This window comes from Hymenobacter lapidarius (assembly GCF_001816145.1).
GTDB lineage: Bacteria > Bacteroidota > Bacteroidia > Cytophagales > Hymenobacteraceae > Hymenobacter > Hymenobacter lapidarius.
Map to the genome: position 1 here is coordinate 34,454 of NZ_MDZB01000102.1, position 19,022 is coordinate 53,475.

Below are 19,022 nucleotides of genomic sequence, written 5' to 3' on the forward strand. Positions count from 1 at the left end.
GCTTTTATTTGCGTCTGGTCCGCACCTGGCTCTCTTTTCCCTTCCCTATGCACGCACTATTTTCTCGTTCGCGTCTGGCCATGCTGGGCGGTTTGCTGGCCTTCGCCGCCACGGCCCAGGCCCAAAACCAGAATCAAGCCACCATAACCACGGCGGTGCCCATCCTCACGCTCGCCCCCGACGCTCGCTCGTCGGCGCTGGGCGATGCGGGCGTGGCCACCTCGCCCGATGCAAACGCTTCGTACTTCAACCCGGGCAAACTGGGCTTTGTGCCCTACAAGTACGCCGTTGCGGCGTCGTACTCGCCGTGGCTGCGCAACATCACCGACGACATGAGCATTTCCTACTTGTCGGGCTACGGCAAGATTGGGCAGCGCTCAGCCATCGGCGCCTCGTTGATGTACTTCGACCTGGGTACCATCGACTACCGCACCCCCAACAACCTGCCTTTCGGTAGCTTCAGCCCCAAAGAATATGCTTTCGCGGTTTCCTACGGCCAGGCCCTGACCGATAATTTCGGTGTGGGCGTCTCGGCCCGCTACATCCGCTCCAACCTGGTGGGGGCTATCAACGGCAACGACGCCCAGCCCGGCAACGCCGCGGCCGTTGACTTGGGCGCGTACTACAACAAGGACCTGAGCGTGGGAACCGGCCTCTACAACCTGGCCTTGGGTGCTTCCATCACCAACATTGGTAACAAGATTACCTACACCGACCCCAACAACCCCAGCTTTCTGCCCACCACGCTGAAACTGGGCACCGCCATCACGCGCGAGATTGACCAGTTCAACAAAATCACCCTCGTGTTCGACGCCAGCAAGCTGCTGGTGCCGTCGCCTTACTACGAGGAAGGCGTGCCGGCCAACGACCCCAATGTGGTGGCTGAAAACCGGAGCCGCAACGACCAGCCGCTGGTGAAGGCCTTGTTTACTTCCTTCGGCGATGCCCCCGGCGGCTTCAAAGAAGAGCTGCGCGAAATCAACCTCTCCACTGGCCTGGAGTATAACTACAACGACCTGCTGTATGCGCGCGGCGGCTATTTCTACGAAGCTCCCGACAAAGGCGACCGCCAGTACGTGAGCCTGGGTTTGGGCGTGCGCTACCAGGTGTTCGGCATCGATGGCACCTACCTGGTGCCCACCGGCGACGGCTCTAAAAACAACCCCCTGGCCCAAACCATCCGCGTTTCGCTGCACTTCAACCTCAACAAACTAGCCGACGCCTTTAACGAGGGCGGGGCCGGTGGCACCAGCGGCACGCCCTCGAACTAAGTAGGTGGTGTGGTGCTGCGCGCCAACGTACTGACCACAAGACCGTCATGCTGCGCGAAGCCGAAGCATCGCTACTGCAATACTAACTCTGGTTGGTGGCGCGGTAGCGATGCTTCGGCTTCGCGCAGCATGACGGTCTTGTTAGTTGTTTTCATTCTATAATACACCTGTTGGTTCTCAACGCCACAGCTAACTATTGCTTTCCGAATGCTCGACCGTACCGTCGCTCCTCCTATTCAGCCGCTGGCCCGCGTCACCTTGCCGGCAGCCACTGTACTTTCCCTTTCCGGCGGGGCCCGCTTGCACGTGCTGGCCAATGCCGCCCAGCCCGTGGTGCGCCTGCAAGTGGTGCTCCGGGCCGGCAAAGTAGCCGAGTCCCAGCCGGGCGTGGCTTCCATCACGGCGCGTATGCTGCTGGAGGGCACCACCACCCGCACCGCCCGCCAGATAGCCGATGAAGTGGCTTTCTACGGTGCCTCGCTGGAGTGCGACTCGGGTTTCGACCGCTCCACGCTCACGCTGTATTGCCTTACCCGGTACCTGCCCACGCTGTTGCCCCTGGTGGCCGATGTGCTGGCCAATCCGGCCTTTCCCGAAGCCGAGTTGGAGCAGCTCAAAACCCGCACCATCCAGAACGTGCGCGTGGAGCGCCAGAAAACCAGTTATCTGGCCTCGGAGCGGTTCAATGAGCTGCTGTTTGGCTCCGATACGTCCTACGGCCGGCCCTTCGACAGCGAGGCCTATCAGGCCGTGACGAGTGCCGACGCCCGGGCGTTTCACCAGGCGGCGTACACGCTCGGCAATGCCGAAGTGTTTTTGTGCGGCGACGTAGCCGCGGAGCAGGAACTGGTGGCTGCTACCTTCAGCACCCCATCTGTGGCGGCGGCGGGCGCAGTTCCCACAGCTGTACTGCCCACCCCAGTAGCCATTGAAGCCACGGCGGGTGCCCCAGACCACTTGGCCGTGGCCGGGAGCCTGCAGGCGTCGGTGCGCATGGGCCGCGGCTGGCCCGGCCCCACGCACCCCGACACCCACCGCCTGCGGCTGCTCGTAAACGTGTTTGGAGGCTATTTTGGCTCGCGCCTGATGCGCAACATTCGCGAAGACAAGGGCTTGACCTATGGTATCTACGCCAGCGTGGCACCCCGGGAATACGGCACCACGCTCGTCATCGGCACCGATGTGAAGGGCGAAAGCGCGGACTTCGCCGTGAGCGAAATCGAAATGGAAATGCGCCGCTTGCAGGAGGAGCTGATTCCGGCCGAGGAGTTGGAAGCGGTGAAGAACTACATTCTGGGCAAGTTCGCCAATGAGTTGTCCACGGTGTTTGAGCAGTGCGACAAATACAAAAACCTGATTTTTATGGGCCTTCCCGCCCAGTATTATACCGACTTCGTGCACCAAACCGAAGCCACCGATGCGGAAACGCTCCGTGAGCTGGCCCGCCAGTACCTATCCCCGGAGCAGCTGCAGGTTGTGATTGCCGGCCCGGTCCCGATGCCAACGCCAAGGGTTTAAGAACTCGTGCAGAAGTAAGCTTACTGCATTTAGAACGTCATGCTCATCTGGCGTCCGCGTAGCCGAAGCATCTCTCCCGCGCCTCTAGTCATCCTGAGCCTAGCGAAGGACCTTGTCACCTAGAAACGATTTGTTCTCCGGTGAAAGGATGCTTCCTTCGTCAGTATGAAAGGAGAAGCAATATAGATGATTCGGCAAGCGGACGTCAGATGAGCATGACTGCCTTTTTTACTATAGTTACTTTGACACGAGTACTTAAGCTGCCAAACACACGCGAAATGGATGGCCAGTGACTGGCCCCACCGCATAAAAAAAGATGCCTGGAATTTCCAGGCGTCTTTTTTGTGTCAGCAGTTTGAGAGTTACCTCACGATGTTAATCCGCTGGTTTTCCACCTTGCCGTTAGAGATGAGACGGCAGAAGTACACGCCATCGGCTAGTAGCTCACGGTTGAGAGGCAAGTAGTACTCCTGGCCGCTTTGTACTTCGGCGTTGAAGAGCGTCGAGACGAGTCGGCCAAGCTGGTCGTAGAGGTACACTTGAGCCTTGCCACCCTTCTCCGTGCGGAAGTGAATGGTAGCGTTTTCTGCCATGGGGTTGGGGAATACGTCCAAGAAATCACGCGTCTCAGCAGCAGAGCTGGTCACCGCCGAATCGGTGCGTTTCTTGGTGCTTGCTGTAGCGGCTGATGTGGTGCCAATAGTGGAAGTGCTACGGACACTGATTTTGCCACCTTTCAGCGCCAGCATCTCTGTCTTGCTGGCTACCCAGTTGTTAGAGAACATCAACTCACCGGTGTTCGAGCGAAGTGTAACCCCGATTTTATGCGGATTGGAAGACACTGTGGACTCAAATGCCTGCACCGAGAGGTCTAAGCCACCACCCAAGGAAACCGTGTTTAGCGGGTCGGTGATGTCGGTCAGGTTGGCTTTAGTATTGAAGTCGCCTTGGTTACCAGCTGCCGTCGTAAATGTGCCCAGCGTGTTAATGGCGTTGCTCTTAATCTGGTAAGTCCGTACAATGCCACCTACTTCTTTGCGGAAGATGATGTTGGCCTGGCCTTGAATGTTTTTGCCGGATTTGTTCCACTTCATGGTGAAGCCAAAGTTCATCTTGGAACCAGCAGTGCCTGCATAGGTGCCATTCGACTGCGCGATAATCACGCTACCACCCCCGTTCACGTAATCCTGGCCGGGCACGGCGATGGTAATCAGGGTACGCTCCTGTGTGCGGCCCGTGTAGTAGTCGCCTTGCGTTACGGTAATCAAATCAAATGTCTTACCGCCGTTGCCAAAGTCGCTGCTGCTGAGCGTGACATTTTGGATGTCGGTACGTGCCACACCCACTGTGGGGTCGGTGCTGCTGAGCAGTTTGACCTCATAACTGGGGGCGAAAAGCGTCGTCTCGGTGGTGCCGACAATTTGTTTGAATGTCGCGCGGGTATTGGTGATGTTCCCTCGGAACCCATCATTCTTATCAGTCAGCGTGGCAATGTATTCCACTGCTGCATCCGGAGAGGTAGAGTTAGCCGTGCCGAAGTATTCCAGGCCCGCGTATACCACTTCAGCATCTTCCGTGACTATCGCAACCGAAGGGTCTGCAGGGCTATTGGCCGTGTTCGTCGAGCCGGTAATGTTAGTTGAAATCGGAGTGAATATGGCCGTGACAGTATAGGTGCCGGGTTTGTAGCCAAGGACGAAAGATTTAGTGACCGTTGCCTTACCACCGACGATGGTCCAGTCGGCTGGGTATGCCGAGCTGCCGAGCGAGACGGTCGTAGGAATCCCCGCACCGGTTATCTTGAACTCGACGGTTCCACCGGTGGTGTTCAGCACTGATTGCGCGGTGCTGGAGGTTAGGGTGGCAACGAAAGTTACTTGGTCGGAATACTGTACAGGCGAATTGTTTGCTACAACCACTTTTGAAGTTGCCGAAGTAATGTTGGCCGTGGTGGAGGTAGTAGCATTGGGCGTGTAGTTGCCGGCATCGGTACCCGTAATGCTGATGCCGCTCACGCTCACCGGTTTGTTTGTGCCGATGTTGGCGTCCGCAAAGTTGGCGGTGGTGCAGGAAGCCGTCAATACGTCGCCGGTCACCCGATTATTATCTAGGGTAACGGTGGCCGTGGTGGTGCCGTCATATACTTTGTTGACCCCGGTAGCCGTAACAGCTAAATCACGACGTGTGATATCGGCGGCGGTGGTAGCCACTCCGGTCAGGTTGTAGTTGCCTTTGTCGTCTCCAGCTAGGGTAGCCCCGGTTAGGGTAACGGTCTTGCCAAGAGCGACGTTCTTGTTGGCAAAGGATGCCGTGCCGCCGTCGAGCGTGAGCACGTCGTTCGGCAGCGGGGTCACCGTGCGGGTCAACACCTCGGCCGACGTATTCGCGTCGTAAACCTTGTTGTTCGCCGTGAACGAGCCTGCGATGCCCAGCGCTGTGATGTTAGCGGTGGTGGTGTTTATCGACGTGAGGGTATAGTTTGCGGCTTGAGCACCCGTTAGGGTAGCCCCGGTTAGGGTAACGGTCTTGCCAAGAGCGACGTTCTTGTTGGCAAAGGATGCCGTGCCGCCGTCGAGCGTGAGCACGTCGTTCGGCAGCGGGGTCACCGTGCGGGTCAACACCTCGGCCGACGTATTCGCGTCGTAAACCTTGTTGTTCGCCGTGAACGAGCCTGCGATGCCCAGCGCTGTGATGTTGGCCGTAGTAGAGGCGGTGGCATTAGGCGTGTAGTTACCGGCATCGGTACCCGTAATGCTGATGCCGCTTACGCTCACCGGCTTGTTCACGTCAACATTAGCATTAGCGAAGCTAGCGGTAGCATAATTTGCCGTGAGTACATCCCCATTTACGCGGTTGTCGGCGAGAACTACCTCGGCAGCGGTATTGCCATCGTACACCTTGTTGACCCCGGTAGCCGTAACGGCCAGGGCACGGGCCGTGATGCTGGCCGTAGCAATGGTCGATGCGTTGAACGTGTAGTTCCCGGCATGGGTGCCACTAATGGAAAGGCCATTCACGGCAACCGACTTGTCGTTGGCCACGATTTTCGTAGCAAAGTTGGCAGCGGTGTAGGACGTAGTAAGCACGTCGCCCGCTACCCGGTCATCGGCAAGGTTAACCGTGGCCGTGGTGTTGCCGTCGTACACCTTGTTCGTGCCGGTAGCCGTGATGGCCAGCGCGCGCGCCGTGATGTTGGCCGTAGTCGAAGTACTGGCGTTGGCCTCGTAGTTGCCAGTGTCGGTACCCGTAATGGTTATACCGGTTACACTCACCGTCTTGCCCGTGCCAATAGCAGCGGTGGCGAAGCTTGCAGTCGTGTAAGCCGAGGCGAGCACATCGCCGGCCACCCGGTCATCGGCAAGGTTAACCGTAGCCGTGGTGTTTCCGTCGTAAACCTTATTTGTTCCGGTGGCCGTGATGGCCAGGGCGCGGGTGGCAATGGCCGCAGTGGTCATAGCAGTGGTGGTGCTGAGGGTGTAGTTTCCCATGTCAGCGCCGCTTAGGGTGAGGCCCGTAGCGGTTACCATTTTGCCCGTGCCCACGTTCTTATCAGTGAAGTAGTTGGCCAGGGGCGAGCTACTGCCCACCAAGCTCACCACGTCGGAGCCAACCAATCCTGCTAGTGCCTGTGGCGTAATACTAGCGGCGGCGGTGCCGTCGTATACCTTGCCGCTGGCAGTTATTGCCGGGGTCAGCGGTTTGCGCGTGATTTCGAAAGTGGTGCCAGGCGTCAGCGTCAGCGTGTAGTTCGGAGTCAATGCCAGGCTGCCCAGGGTGATGGGATAAGTGCCCACCATCGTGTTCGTAGTCCGGCTCAATTGCCCCATGAACAAGTCGCCATTGGCTACCGAACCGCTGGTGACGGCATACGCCAGGGGAAGATCGGCCCCACCGTACACCTTACTTTGGTTGGCAGTGGCCGTCACCGAAACCAAGCGGCTGCCCACCGTGAGGATGCCGGGCGCGAACGCGAAGCTGTAGTTGCCCGCAGCCAAGGTGCCCTGGCTCGCTGAGATTTCATAGGTACCCACTGCGCTGGCAGGGGTAGCCAGTGTGCTGATGCCGGGCTCGCCGCTAACGCCGCTGGTGGCCAAAGTTTGGGCGTTTTTGAAACCACCGAAATTAGCGGTTAACATAGGATTATCGTCACCGTAAGCGCGGCTATTGTTTGCCGCCGTTACCAGGAGCTGAGCCTGGCCTACCGTGAGGGTGCCTGGCACAAAGCCAAAGCTGTAGTTGTTAGATGCCAACGAGCCGATGGCGGCACCGATGGCGTACGGGCCTACGTCGCTCGTCTTCGTTGCCGTGGTGGTCAAGGCAGCGCTTCCGGTTACACCGCTGGTAGCCAGCGACTGCCCGTTCTTATATCCTGTAATGGTGGCCAGGAAGTTGGGGTTATCGTCGCCATAAAGACGGTTTGCATTATCGGCGGTTACCGTTAGCAGGGCCTTGGTCAGGGTCAGGGTACCGCCGGGGTTGGTTACGGTGTAGTTGCTCTGGCGCCCACTGGGGTCCACCAGCGTGCCTACAATGGGATAAGAGGTAACTGCGGCCGTGGCAGCCTCGCCCGTGCTGGAGCGCGTCACCGTGATGACGTCGTCATTTACCAGGCCCAGAATGGTGCCGGCGAAGTCAGAACCGGTCAGTGCCGTACCGTATTCTTTGTTCCGGTCCGCGTTGCTCACCGTCAGAGGAGCCGTATTCACTTTCAGGCTGATGGAGCCGGTGGCGCTGTTGTAGTTGTCGGTGGCAGCAGCCACCACTTCCAGCGTGTGCGTGCCAGCGTTGAGTACTGTGCCTGCAACGGGCAAATAGGTCAGCCCACCATCGCCACTGGTGCTGGCATTGAGTTGCGCACTGGTCAGGCTCGTGCCGTAAACAATGTCGCCTAGAGGGCCATTCCAGGTAATGGCCTGGTTGGCTCTGCCGATAGTGAGGGTGCCCGAGGCGTTAGTTGCAGCGTAGTCGGGGTGGGTTAGCGAGGCAGTCACCTGGTAAGTGCCGGCGTTGATGGGACTGGCCATCGGCGAATAGCTCACGCTCACGCCGGTCAGACCAGCCGGCGCGGTGGTTGCACCCACCGTCTTGGCCAGCCCATTGTAAACCTGGCTTAAGTCAGCGGCCGTAAGGGCCAGCGTGGCCAGTGCCTTGACGGCCGCAACTGGTACGACCACTGGTGTTGCCGCAAAGTGATTGGCATCGCCGTTCTGGCTGTAGGTCACCGTGCCACTAGTGGTGCCGCTGTTCATGGTGAAGTCGGCGCCCACAGCCGTGAGCACATGCGACAGCGAGCCCGCGCTGGCATAATCTACTGGCAAGCCCGAGTCAGCAGTTGCTTTCACCGGGAAGGTGGTGTTGTAGACGGCGCTGGCGGGGGCCGGCGTGGTGACGGTGATGGCCTGGTTGGCTTTAGCGATTACCAAATCATCCGAAGCAGAGCCGTTGTAATCAGCGTTGGTCAGGGTAGCCACCACGCGGTAACTGCCCGCATTAGTGGGTTCGCCTTGTAGCACAGCACCCACCACATTGTCGTTGATGGGGGCATAGCTAAAGGCGATGGTGCCCAAGCCTGCGGGCGTGGTAGTGGCCGTCGCGCCATGCGCTGCGTTATTGTAGGTGTAGCTCAGGTTGCTTAGCGTGAGGACAGCAGTAGCCTTCTCTACGCTTAGCGCATACGGGCCGCCCGTGGCCGCAGGAGCACAGGTGCCACTGACCACCACATAGTAGTTGCCAGCGTCGGCGGTGGTAACCGAGGGAAGAGAGTAGGAGCTTGCAGTAGCTCCGTCGATGGCGTTTTGGGTGCTAACGCTGCCTTTGTACCACTGGTAGGTCAGGTTCGTGCCGGTGGCTGCAACCTCGAAAGTTGCTTCATCGCCTACTGTTTTGGACACGGAGGCTGGGAAGCTGGGGGCCGTGACGGCAGGCACCGCATTGATGGTTACCTGAGTAGTGGCCGAGGTAGCGCCACACCCGTTGCTGGCCGCAATGGCATTGGTCACGGTGTACGTGCCTGCTGAGCTGGAGCTGGGTGTAATCTCACCAGTCGAAGCATTTAGCGTCAAGCCGGCGGGCAAAGCCGAGAACGTGCCGGCCGTGGCGCCGGTGCCCAGTGTTGCAGCGGCGGCAGGGGAGGAGGTGCAGTAAGGAGTGCCAGCGTACGAGAACGTGGCGACTGGAGCATTTGTAATCGTGACGGAAGCAGTTGAGCTGCTCGGGCAGCCATTGGCAGTCACGGAGTAGGTTACCGTGTAAGTGCCCGCCGTGCTCGCGCTCAGGTTAATCAGCCCGCTCGTAGCGTTCAGGATTAGGCCGGGGGTAGAAGAGAAGGCCCCACCCGATGCTCCCGTAATGGTTGGGGAAGGATTGGTGCCCGTTTTGCAAAAGGGAGTGCCGTTGTATGTGAAAGCTGCGCTGGGCTTGGGTTTGATTTCCAGCGTGACGGCCGTACGCAAGGCACTCTCACAATTGGTAGTGGTCGACTTAGAGGCTGCATAATAAATAATAGAACCCACTCCAACTTGGGTGGGTGTAGCCGTCGTCGTTCCAGTGTTGGTGGTATACCAGACTACGCTAGCGCCAGCAGGAGCCGAAGCAGTTGCGGTCAGCGTTTGGGTTGGGGTACCGTCCGAGCAGACACTCTGGTTGCCTTGTCCGGTTCCTGTTACGGTGGGGGCAGCTGGCCGCGGGTTTGGTGCTGGTGTAACGGAGTTGCTTGAAGGGCTGGTGCAGCTATTTAAAGTTTGTGTGACTGTAAGCGCCGTGGTTGCAGTGACTGTGCGCGGGTTACCGCTGCCTCCATCGCTCCAGGTCAACGTTCCTGTGAAATTGCTGGCTGTGACCGTTGAAGAGCCGCAATTATTAACAACATTCAATACAGGAGTTGCTGGAGTGGCATTGACAGCGAATGGGGTAACTGATGAGGCGCCAGTAATGGTGGGGGAGGTACTTTTTATTCTTATGACATATGACCCTGTGAGACTACTAGCAGGCAAGGTAGCCATTGTGTTTAAGGTGGAGGATTTATTGTTGCCTTCGTCTATTGTTCCGGTAACAATACCAGGAGTAAAATCAGAAAAGGAGTTACTGCCATTAATGGATAGTTGCACAGTAAAACCCGACGTAGAAACGAATGTCTTACCATTGCCGCTACCGTTGGTAATGGTGAATTGCACATTCAAAGTCGCTCCGGCGCAGAATGGTCCACTACCGTTTGTGATAGTCGGCGCACCTATGGTCTGGGCAGAAACTTGAATTGCTGTCAACAGCAACAACAAGACCCCACAGGCCCTGAATTGCGTAACCCGCTTTGCGAAAAGTAGAAGCTCTTTCATATGGTGGGATTAAAAAAAAAGTTGGAGGAGCGGTTTGACGGATTTTAGGAGAAACAAGACCCAGCTAGTTCAGAAAGTATGGTTGTGCTTTCTATAGGACAACAAAATCTTTTATAAATTATGGTTGACAAAATTATATCAAATCATAGGATAAATAATTCATAAATTTATCATAATGAAATTATTGTTATCAAATATGCCTTTTTTATCAATTGGAGAAAATATTCTTTATAAAGTGATAAAAATAATAATGCAAAAGGCCCGATGAGCATAAGCGCATCGGGCCTTTTACCATCAGGTGCTCTCTTTATTTAGTTTGCCGTCGGCGTCTGAATGGCTGGTGGCGTGGGGTTATACTCCGGCGTGGCGGTGCGGTGCTCGGCGCTTTTCTTGCCTTTGTCGTCCTTCACGTCACGGCGGCTGAAGGGGCGGATGATGAGGCGCAGGGCCTGGTCGGAGCTGAAGTAGCTGAAGGCCCAGTCCACGAAGGCCACCACCTTGTTGCGGAAGCCTACCAGCGTCATCAGGTGCACAAACAGCCAGGTGGCCCAGCCGAAGATGCCGTTAAAATGCACGTTGCCGGGCAGGTCTACCACGGCCTTGTTGCGGCTCACAATGGCCATGGAGCCTTTGTTTTTGTACACAAAGTCTTTGGGCGTTTCGCCGCGCAGCAGAAGCTGAATGTTTTCGGCCAGGTGCTCGGCTTGCTGCTGGGCCACGGGGGCGAGCATGGGCAGGCCGCGGGGCATGTCGTCGGTCACCATGTTGGCCACGTCGCCGATGGCGAAGATGTTGGGCTGGCCCTCTACCTGGTTCCAGCGGTTCACGGTGATGCGCTTGTTGCGGGCCACCACCTCCGGGGGCAGGCCGGGCACTTCGGCGCCGTTCACGCCGGCGGCCCACACCAGGTTTTCGGTGGGGATAAACTCGGTTTCGGAGTAGTAGGCCCGGTTTTGCTCGAATTTCTTGATGGACGTGTTGAGGCGCACCAGCACGCCCAGCTCGTCCAGGTACCGCTTGGCATCGGCCTGCGACGCCTTCGACATCGGCCCCAGCAGCTCGGCTCCAGCTTCAACCAGGAAAATCTGCATAGCCCGCAGGTCGAGCTCCGGGTAGTCTTTGGGCAGCACGTGCTTGCGCATTTCGGCCAGCGAGCCACTGATTTCTACGCCCGTGGGCCCGCCGCCTACCACTACAATGTTCATCAGGGCCTGCTTTTCGGCGGGGTCGTCGGTGAGCAGGGCTTTCTCGAAGTTCTGGAAGATAAAGCTCCGCAGGTTCAGCGCATTCGGAATGCTTTTTATCTGCATGGCATTGCGCTCGATGCTTTCCAGGCCGAAGAAATTGGTGAGCGAGCCAGTGGCCAGCACCAGGTAGTCGTAGCGAATGCTGCCCACGCTGGTGCGCAGGGTTTTGCTGGCCGGGTCTACCTGCTCCACATCGGCCATGCGGTAGAAGAAGTTCTTTTGGCCCGCAAAAATCTTACGAATGGGGTAAGCTATGCTGTCGGCCTCTAGCGCGCCGGTGGCCACCTGGTAGAGCAGGGGCTGAAAATTGTGGTAGTTGTTGCGGTCCACCACCACCACCTGCACCGGGGCATGGCGCAGGGATTTGGCTAGGCGCAAGCCCCCAAAGCCGCAGCCGATGATGACCACGCGCGGGAGCGATGAGACGGGAAGGTTGGTATCCATAAAGCAAAGCGTGAGTTAGCCCTTGCTTTACCCGGAAAGCTCCTAAGATGTTGCCACTTTGGGCGCTGCCGCACCAGTTGGCCGCACCAAAAAACCCTTGAATTAGGACCTTAATAGTCGTCGTTGTCCTTCTTTTTGAACTCGCCTTTTTTCACCTGCTGAATCAGCTGTAGCCAGCTGAAGGGGTTGAGCAGCGGGTTGTTGGAGTAGCGGGAGGGGCCCATGCCCTGGCGGCGGTCGTATTCAAACTGCTGCTGCTGCATGGTTTGGCGAAAGTTGGCCACCGCGCCCATGGGCTGGGTATTAAAAATGCGGCGCATGAGCTGCTCGTTCAGATTCGCGGCCGCGGAGCTACCGCGCTCGGTGGGCAATTGCAGCGCCAGAAACGCCCTTTTAAAGTCGCGCTCGGTGGTGTAGGGAAACACGCGCACCTCCCCCAGCATGGTGGCGTCTTCCTGCATCTGAATGATAACGGAATAGCTCTGGCGCTGAAAATCGGCCGGAATCTGGATGGTCTGGTTGGTGTAGCCCAGCGAGCGAATCACCACGCTGTCGCCGGCCAGTACGGCCATCGAGAAGTAGCCGTAGGCGTTGGACGACGTGCCGCGGCCGGCCTTGGGCACGTAAATGGTGGCGCCGGGCACGCCCAGCAGGCTATCGCCGCTGGCAACAATGCCGGTGAACTGTATCACCTTGCGGTTGCCCTGGGCCTGCGCCGAGGGCGTCGCCAGCAGCAGCACGCCCAGCAGGGCCACCGCAAAAAACAAAGGGAAGCGACGAAAGCGCAAGAAATCAGGCATGTTAGGAAGTCGGTAGGGCAAATATACGGCGCCGGGTTCGGGGCCGATGGTAACTTTGGACGGAAAGCACCCGGCGCTTCCGCCTACTTTCCATACAAGCAGATGCGTTTGAAACATTTCACGGTTGCTTTTGGTCAGCAACTTTTTAAATCTCTGGGCGATGAAAGCCGGGTGCGCATCCTGCATTTGCTGTGGCGCAACCGCGAAATGGTGGTGGCCGACCTGGAGCAGGTGCTGGATTTCACCCAGACCAAAACCAGTCGGCAATTATCGTACTTAAAAAACGCCGGCCTGGTGAGCGTGCGCCGGCTCGACAACTGGATGTACTATTCGCTGAAGCCAGAGGCGGCGGAATTGCTGCAGGAGTTGCTTGGCTTCATGGAAAAAGACCCGCAACTGCTTCACGACCAACAGTTGTATCAAACGCTGTGGTCGAACCGCGAGCTGGCCGCGTATAAGCTGCAAAACCGGCACTGGCACGGGCCGGCATGAGCCCGGCCAGCCGGGCCCCAGCAACTTTTTGAATTGGTATGAGCAAGGACCGCCGCCTGTTTGTGTGCGTGAAACAAAAATCCGGAGTGGGGGAGGACGTGGCCCGCGCCCTGAAAAAGGAGCTGAAGCAGCAGGGCCTGAAAAGCCAAGTGATTGCCGGAGAGAAATGGCGCACGCAGGTGCAGACCTGCAACTGCCTGGACCTGTGCCGCCACTGCAAAAAAGGCCCCGGCGCTGCACTGATAGTGTATCCCGAAGGTACCGTGTACGGCAACGTGCGCCCCGCCGATGCCGCCGAGCTGGTAGCCGAGCACTTGGGCCGCGGCCAGGTAGTGAAGCGCTTGCGACTGGACTAGCCCCGTGGCAATTACCCCAAAAAATGGGTCTTCCGGGGCAATCACCGCTTTGCCTTCCAACCGAAAGCAGGCAGAATCCGTTGTTAGCTCAATCAAAAGATTTTACCCCCTTCACATGCGCTTCCCCTTCGCAGCCCTCGCCCTGGCAGGGCTGGCTTTTACTGCCGCCGCCCAACCCGTTGCCCCGCCCGATACGGCCACCGTAGCGGCCGCGGCACCCAGCACTCCTGCCGCCGACGCCAAGCCCAAGCGCCTCACCATTCTGCCCATTCCGGTTGTTTTTTTTCAGGCCGAAACTGGCTTGGGCTACGGCCTGGGCGGCCTGCTCAGCGGCCGCTTCTCCGACGACACGCTCACGCGGCCTTCCAACATCCGGGTGCAGTACTGGCAAACCCAGAAGAAGCAGTCGCTTATTCAGCTGGTGCACACGGTGTACACGCCCGGCGAGAAGTTCTACCTCAACGGCGAAATCAGCGCTTACGACATCCTGCTCTACTACTACGGCACCGGGCCGGGCAGTAGCAGCAACGACGAGTCGGAAACTGCCTACAAACTTTTCATCGTCAACCAGCGCATTCAGAAGCAGGTAGCTCCCAAGCTGTTCTTTGGCGCACAGTACCGCTTCACGGGCATGCGCGACATTGAGATTCCGGCCGGTACGGTAGACGGTGTGGGCACCAACGTGAACGTATTTCTGCGCGACCCCCGCGTGACGCCCCGCCAGCGCGAAAACACGCGCGTATCGGGCCTGGGCCCTGTTATTAGCTATGATACCCGCGACCTGCCGCTGGCCGCATTCCGGGGTAATCTGCTCGACGCCAGCGTCATGTTCAACGGTTCCGGCCTGGGTTCCGACTACCGGTTCGTGCGTTACCAGCTTGATGCCCGCCATTTTCAGCCGGTGTTCTCGGAGCGTACCATTCTGGCCATGCAATTTCTGGGGCAGTTCCATACCGGCGACGTGCCGTTCCGGGAGTTGGCCGGCGTGGGCGCCAACTTGGGCGGCACGCTCTACAACAACGCCAACCTGATGCGCGGCATCTACGAGCAGCGCTTCCGCGACCGCCAGATGGTGACCTTCCAGGCCGAGCTGCGCCAGAAGCTGTTCTGGCGCTTCGACGGCGCCGTGTTTGGCAGCGTCGGCAACGTGAGCAACTACATCGACAAGTTCAGCTTTAACCAAACCAAGTACGCCGGCGGCGCCGGCATCCGCTTCAACTTCGTGCGGCGCGACCGGCTCAACCTGCGCCTCGACTACGCGGGTGGCACGGGCAGCAAGCCCGGCATCCTTTTCGCCATCGGCGAAGCGTTCTAAGTCAACTTCACAAGCTGGCATTTCTTACAAAAGGCTCCTCTGTTATCAGGGGAGCCTTTTGCGTGCAGGAATGTTTGGCTGATTGAAGCGGCTTAGCATGGCGTTTTTTGCCTTCTTAAACAGTCTTGTAAGATATTTTGGGGTCAGCCCTGTTTTTTAAACAGGTTGGTCATCAGAATAAAAGACCTTTGCCACAGTTGAGGATAAGCAAAAGTAGGTGCCCTCAAAATGCCTCCGCCACTATCCTTACAACAGGGCCGGCCGTACACGGCTCTGATGAACCACGCTGCGCCTGCCCGCTTTCTCGGCTCTCACGAAGCCACTGCTTCTACCCCGTCTCTATCAGCCTGCTCGTCACCTGCGGTCCTGCGCCGGGGACGCGATGCGGCGCGGGTGCACCGGCAGCTGCCACCGCCCCGCGCCGAGCTGCGGGCGTGCGTCATCATCCCCGCCAAAGACGAAGCCCTGAACCTGCCAGCCACCCTGGCCGCCCTGGCCGCCCAAACCGATGGGCACGGCCAAGCCCTGCCCGCCGGCTGCTTCGAGGTACTCGTGCTGGCCAATAACTGCACCGATGCCACGGCCGCCGTGGTGCGTCAGCATGCGCGGCTTTTCCCGCAAGTAGTGCTGCACGTAGCCGAGCTGTGCCTCCCGCCAGCCAGGGCCCACGTGGGCCGCGCCCGGCGTCTGCTCATGGACGAGGCCTGCGCGCGTCTGGAGCAGGTGGGCGCGCCCGGCGCCATCATTGCCAGCACCGATGCCGATACCTGCGTGGCCCCCACCTGGCTAGCCGCTATTGAGGCCGAAATAGCGGCTGGGGCCGATGCCGTGGGCGGCCGCATCCACAGCGAAATCAGTGGGGAGGAGCTGCTGCCCCTGCGCCGCCTGCAAACCCGCGATACTGCCTACCGCCTGCTGTGCGCCCGGCTCGAAAGCCTGCTCGACCCCAACCGCGCCGACCCGTGGCCGCGCCACCACCAGCATTTTGGCGCCAGCTTGGCCCTCACCACCCGCGCCTACCGCCGGGTGGGCGGCCTGCCCGAAGTACGTTTTCTGGAAGACGAAGCTTTGTGCCAGGCCCTGCGCCGCCACGACTTGCGGGTGCGCCACAGCCCCCACGTGCAGGTGCTCACCTCGGCGCGCCGGGAGGGCCGGGTGGAAGTGGGCTTGTCGTGGCAGCTGCGCGAGTGGCTGAACATGAGCCGGCAATACCGCGAGCCGCACGTAGAATGCCCCCGCCAGCTGGCCGCCCTGTGGCAGGTGCGGCGCCAGCTGCGGGCGTACTGGGGCCGCCGGGCCGTGCAGCGCAACCACGCGCTGGCCACGCGCCTGGGCCTGGCGGCGTCAGCGCTGCAAGCCCAGGTGCAGCAAGCGGCCAGCTTCGGTGAGCTATGGGATAACATAGTAGCCACCGCCCCAAACGCTACCGTGGCGCTGGTGCCGCTGTCGCGGGCGTTGCGGGAGTTGCCACTGCTTATTAAGTCGGCGCAGGCAGTCCGCCGGACAGCTTCGGTACCACAGCTGCTGGCGCAGTTTTCAGGCTAGGCGGTTGAAACCGCCAGCGAGTCAGAACTATCTATTTCTCCGTTTTTAAGCCGGAAGGTGGCATGCCGCCAGGGTTCAGGTTGGATTCAAATAGCTTGAGGATGCGCTTGTACTCGTCAGTCCAGGAGCTGGGCTCGACGAAACCGTGGTCTTCCACGGGGTACACGGCCAGCTCCCAATTCTCCTTCTTCAGTTCAATGAGGCGCTGCGTGAGGCGCACGATGTCCTGGAAATGCACGTTGGTATCCACCATGCCGTGGCACATGAGCAGGGCGCCCTTCAGCCCGGCCGCGTAGTTGATGGGGGAAGAGCGGGCGTAGGCGATGCTGTCCTGGTAGGGCTCGTTCAGGATGTTGTCGGTGTAGCCGTGGTTGTAATGCGCCCAGTCGGTTACCGAGCGGAGGGCGGCCCCGGCCTTGAATACTTCCGGCTGCGTGAACATGGCCATGAGCGTGATAAAGCCGCCGTAGCTGCCGCCGTAAATGCCGATGCGCTGGGGGCTAACGCCGTATTTTTCAGCTAGCAGCTTGGCGCCATCCACGTGGTCGGAGAGGTCTTTGCCGCCCATGTAGCGGTAGATGCCCGTGCGCACGTCGCGGCCGTAGCCGGCCGAGCCCCGGTAGTCGATATCGAGCACCGTGTAGCCTTTGTCCACCAGCAGGTTGTGGAACATGTACTCGCGGGAGTAGCTGCTCCACCACTTGTGCGCGTTTTGCAGGTAGCCCGCGCCGTGCACGAAAATCACGGCCGGGCCCTGGGCCTGCGGCGTGGCCGGCCGGTACAGCCGGGCATAGACGTCGGCCCCGTCCTGGGCTTTTATGGTAATAATCTCCGGGTCGCGCCAGGGGTAGCTCTCAAACTCGGCGGTGGTGGAGCGCGTGAGCTGGCGCATGGCCGCGCCGGGCTTGTTGGGCATCACGTACAGCTCCCAGGGCTTGTTGGCGTAGCTGTAGCGCACGGCCAGGGTCTTTTCATCGGGCGAAAGCGTAACTTCGCTGGCGCCGGGCTTGGTCGTGATTTGGGTGAGGGCGCCGCCTTCCACCGGCATCCGGAAAAACTGCTGCTCGCCGGGGTTGGTCTTGTTGGTGCTGAGGTACCAGGTTTTCTCGTCTTGGCTCAACTGGGCCTGCTGCACCTCAAACTTGCCGCTGGTGAGGGCCTTTTTCTGGCCCGTGGTCACGTCCACGGTGTAGAGGTGGGAGTAGCCCGATTCCTCGCTCTGGAACCACACCCGGCGGTTGTCGGCCAGCCAGCCCACGTTGCCCGCGCCGTTGCCAATGCCGGGCCCGCTAATCCAGGCCTCGTCGCGCTGCCGGTCCAGCAGGCTGATTTTCTGGGTAGCGGGGTCCAGGGCCACCAGCCACCGGTCCTTGTTGTCGGCGGAGCGCATCACCAGAAAAGCCCGCTGGCCATTGTCCGACCACACCGGGCGGAAGGGCACCACCCGGCGGGTTTCGGTGGGTTTCTTTTCTTTTTTAGCCTTGGTGCTGTCGGCGGGCTGGGGCGCTTTGGCCGGCAGCTGGTATTCCTTGCGGTACGCCGGCAGCTCGTCCAGTCCTTTCAGCTCCTTATAGCCCAGCACAAACGTGGTATCGCGCCCAATATCGTAGATGCCCATTTCGTAGGCCGTCTGGGTAGCGCCCACTTTGGTGCGGGTAGAAATGTCTTCCGTGAAGCCCGATGCCGTGACAAAGCTGGGCACAATGGCCACCTTCTGCTTGTCGGGCGCCGCCTGAATGGAGTAGGTCACAAACCGCCCGTCGGGGCTGAGCTGCAGGTTTTCCACCGTTTTAGCGCCCAAGTAAATGGCTTTGGGCCGCAGCTGAGCCAGGGCTTTTTGCTGCTTTTCGCGGGCTCTCACGTCCTGGTCGCGCTGCCGAATTACTTCAAATAAAGCCATTTGCCCGGCTTTGAGGTACTTCTCGGCCGGGCTGAGGTCGGTGCCGGCGGGCCGGGGGCCGCGCCGGAAGTCGGTGCACTGGGTGGTTTCGCCGGTGGCGGGGTCCCAGGTAAAGAGGTTGCCGCCGCGAGTGTAGCTCACCACGCGGTCGAGCAGGGCAAAATCGGCCTCGGTTTCGCGTTCGGCGGTGTTGGTCACGCGCCGGGCCTTCTGGGTTTTCAGGTCCAGCAGGTAAATGTCGCCGTCTTTCTCATACACCTTGCGGGTGTGGCGCTGGTCATACTGCCCACGGCTGGCCGGCAAAGCACGCTGTTCGCGCAGGCTGATTTTCTGCGGCTTGCCGCCGCCCGGCGCCACGCTGTACAGTGAGTCGCGCCGCGCCTTTTCGGGGTTCCAGCTAAAGTAGATGCGCTTGCCATCCTCGCCCCAATACACGTTCGATGGCGAAGCGCCCACCCATTGCGCCGGCTCGCGCATGATTTTTTCAACGGTGAGCGGGGCCAGCGTGGGGTTTCCGGCGGTGGGAGCCTGGGCCTGCACGGCCACCGGCAAGGCCAGAGGCAACGCGGCGAGAAGAAGAAAACGCATAGAAAAGCAGGGGCTAAGTAAGGCTGCCAACGAGTGCGCAAAACGGTGGCAACGGCCACGCCCGCAACGCCTGGCTCACCAATGGAGCAAAGCTACCCACCAGCTGCGGTTATTTTTAGAGCGGTTCCCAGGTTGGCGTACATGTTTTGATTTATCTTTCCGGGATGCAAGCGTATTCTCAGGACCTGCGTGAGCGGGTGATGGCGGCCCGCCAA

General features: G+C 59.5%; 11 protein-coding genes. 7 read left to right on the forward strand and 4 right to left on the reverse strand.

What is annotated here, in order from left to right; all coding sequences use genetic code 11:
* Positions 1-47: 47 nt before the first annotated feature.
* Complete coding sequence (gene porV / locus BEN47_RS10165) at positions 48-1,271, forward strand: type IX secretion system outer membrane channel protein PorV (RefSeq protein ID WP_070728045.1); 1,224 nt, start codon at positions 48-50, stop codon at positions 1,269-1,271.
* 207 nt (positions 1,272-1,478) lie between these two features.
* Positions 1,479-2,789, forward strand: a complete 1,311-nt coding sequence (locus tag BEN47_RS10170) for a M16 family metallopeptidase (RefSeq protein ID WP_070728048.1) — start codon at positions 1,479-1,481, stop codon at positions 2,787-2,789.
* Positions 2,790-3,151: 362 nt separating this feature from the next.
* On the opposite strand, the gene BEN47_RS10175 is transcribed toward BEN47_RS10170, so the two are convergent.
* Positions 3,152-9,241 carry a YDG domain-containing protein gene (locus BEN47_RS10175; RefSeq protein ID WP_125921610.1) on the reverse strand — a complete coding sequence of 2,030 codons (6,090 nt, stop codon included), beginning with the start codon at positions 9,239-9,241 and terminating at the stop codon, positions 3,152-3,154.
* A 190-nt stretch (positions 9,242-9,431) separates the two neighbouring features.
* On the opposite strand from BEN47_RS10175, the gene BEN47_RS20915 reads away from it, so the two are divergent.
* On the forward strand, positions 9,432-10,040 hold the full coding sequence (locus BEN47_RS20915; RefSeq protein WP_125921611.1) for a hypothetical protein: 609 nt from the start codon (positions 9,432-9,434) through the stop codon (positions 10,038-10,040).
* Between the two features lie 391 nt (positions 10,041-10,431).
* Here the strand turns inward: BEN47_RS20915 and BEN47_RS10185 are convergent, their stop codons facing one another.
* Both BEN47_RS10185 and BEN47_RS10190 read right to left on the reverse strand, forming a co-directional pair.
* Positions 10,432-11,811 (reverse strand): NAD(P)/FAD-dependent oxidoreductase, encoded by a 1,380-nt coding sequence (locus BEN47_RS10185; RefSeq protein WP_070728058.1) that lies wholly within the window; start codon positions 11,809-11,811, stop codon positions 10,432-10,434.
* Between the two features lie 110 nt (positions 11,812-11,921).
* On the reverse strand, positions 11,922-12,611 hold the full coding sequence (locus BEN47_RS10190; RefSeq protein WP_070728061.1) for a carboxypeptidase-like regulatory domain-containing protein: 690 nt from the start codon (positions 12,609-12,611) through the stop codon (positions 11,922-11,924).
* A gap of 102 nt (positions 12,612-12,713) precedes the next feature.
* Between BEN47_RS10190 and BEN47_RS10195 the strand changes: the two genes are divergently transcribed.
* The 4 genes from BEN47_RS10195 to BEN47_RS10210 all read left to right on the forward strand — a co-directional run bounded on the left by BEN47_RS10195 (position 12,714) and on the right by BEN47_RS10210 (position 16,319).
* A complete protein-coding gene (locus BEN47_RS10195) occupies positions 12,714-13,103 on the forward strand; it encodes an ArsR/SmtB family transcription factor (protein WP_070728064.1) in 390 nt (129 codons plus the stop codon).
* Between the two features lie 38 nt (positions 13,104-13,141).
* Entirely contained in the window at positions 13,142-13,459 is a 318-nt protein-coding gene (locus tag BEN47_RS10200) for a (2Fe-2S) ferredoxin domain-containing protein (RefSeq protein WP_070728068.1), read from the forward strand.
* Between the two features lie 115 nt (positions 13,460-13,574).
* A complete protein-coding gene (locus BEN47_RS10205; protein WP_070728070.1) occupies positions 13,575-14,774 on the forward strand; it encodes a BamA/TamA family outer membrane protein in 1,200 nt (399 codons plus the stop codon).
* 276 nt (positions 14,775-15,050) lie between these two features.
* Positions 15,051-16,319: a glycosyltransferase family 2 protein gene (locus BEN47_RS10210; protein ID WP_158010969.1), complete on the forward strand. Its 1,269-nt coding sequence runs from the start codon at positions 15,051-15,053 to the stop codon at positions 16,317-16,319.
* Positions 16,320-16,350: 31 nt separating this feature from the next.
* On the opposite strand, the gene BEN47_RS10215 is transcribed toward BEN47_RS10210, so the two are convergent.
* Positions 16,351-18,807, reverse strand: a complete 2,457-nt coding sequence (locus tag BEN47_RS10215) for a S9 family peptidase (protein WP_070728076.1) — start codon at positions 18,805-18,807, stop codon at positions 16,351-16,353.
* Positions 18,808-19,022: the final 215 nt, after the last annotated feature.

Coding starts and splice junctions, on each gene's coding strand:
- porV (WP_070728045.1), top strand. CDS start 48: ATGCACGCACTATTTTCTCGTTCGCGTCTGGCCATGCTGGGCGGTTTG.
- BEN47_RS10170 (WP_070728048.1), top strand. CDS start 1,479: ATGCTCGACCGTACCGTCGCTCCTCCTATTCAGCCGCTGGCCCGCGTC.
- BEN47_RS10185 (WP_070728058.1), bottom strand. CDS start 11,811: ATGGATACCAACCTTCCCGTCTCATCGCTCCCGCGCGTGGTCATCATC.
- BEN47_RS10190 (WP_070728061.1), bottom strand. CDS start 12,611: ATGCCTGATTTCTTGCGCTTTCGTCGCTTCCCTTTGTTTTTTGCGGTG.
- BEN47_RS10195 (WP_070728064.1), top strand. CDS start 12,714: ATGCGTTTGAAACATTTCACGGTTGCTTTTGGTCAGCAACTTTTTAAA.
- BEN47_RS10200 (WP_070728068.1), top strand. CDS start 13,142: ATGAGCAAGGACCGCCGCCTGTTTGTGTGCGTGAAACAAAAATCCGGA.
- BEN47_RS10205 (WP_070728070.1), top strand. CDS start 13,575: ATGCGCTTCCCCTTCGCAGCCCTCGCCCTGGCAGGGCTGGCTTTTACT.
- BEN47_RS10210 (WP_158010969.1), top strand. CDS start 15,051: ATGAACCACGCTGCGCCTGCCCGCTTTCTCGGCTCTCACGAAGCCACT.
- BEN47_RS10215 (WP_070728076.1), bottom strand. CDS start 18,807: ATGCGTTTTCTTCTTCTCGCCGCGTTGCCTCTGGCCTTGCCGGTGGCC.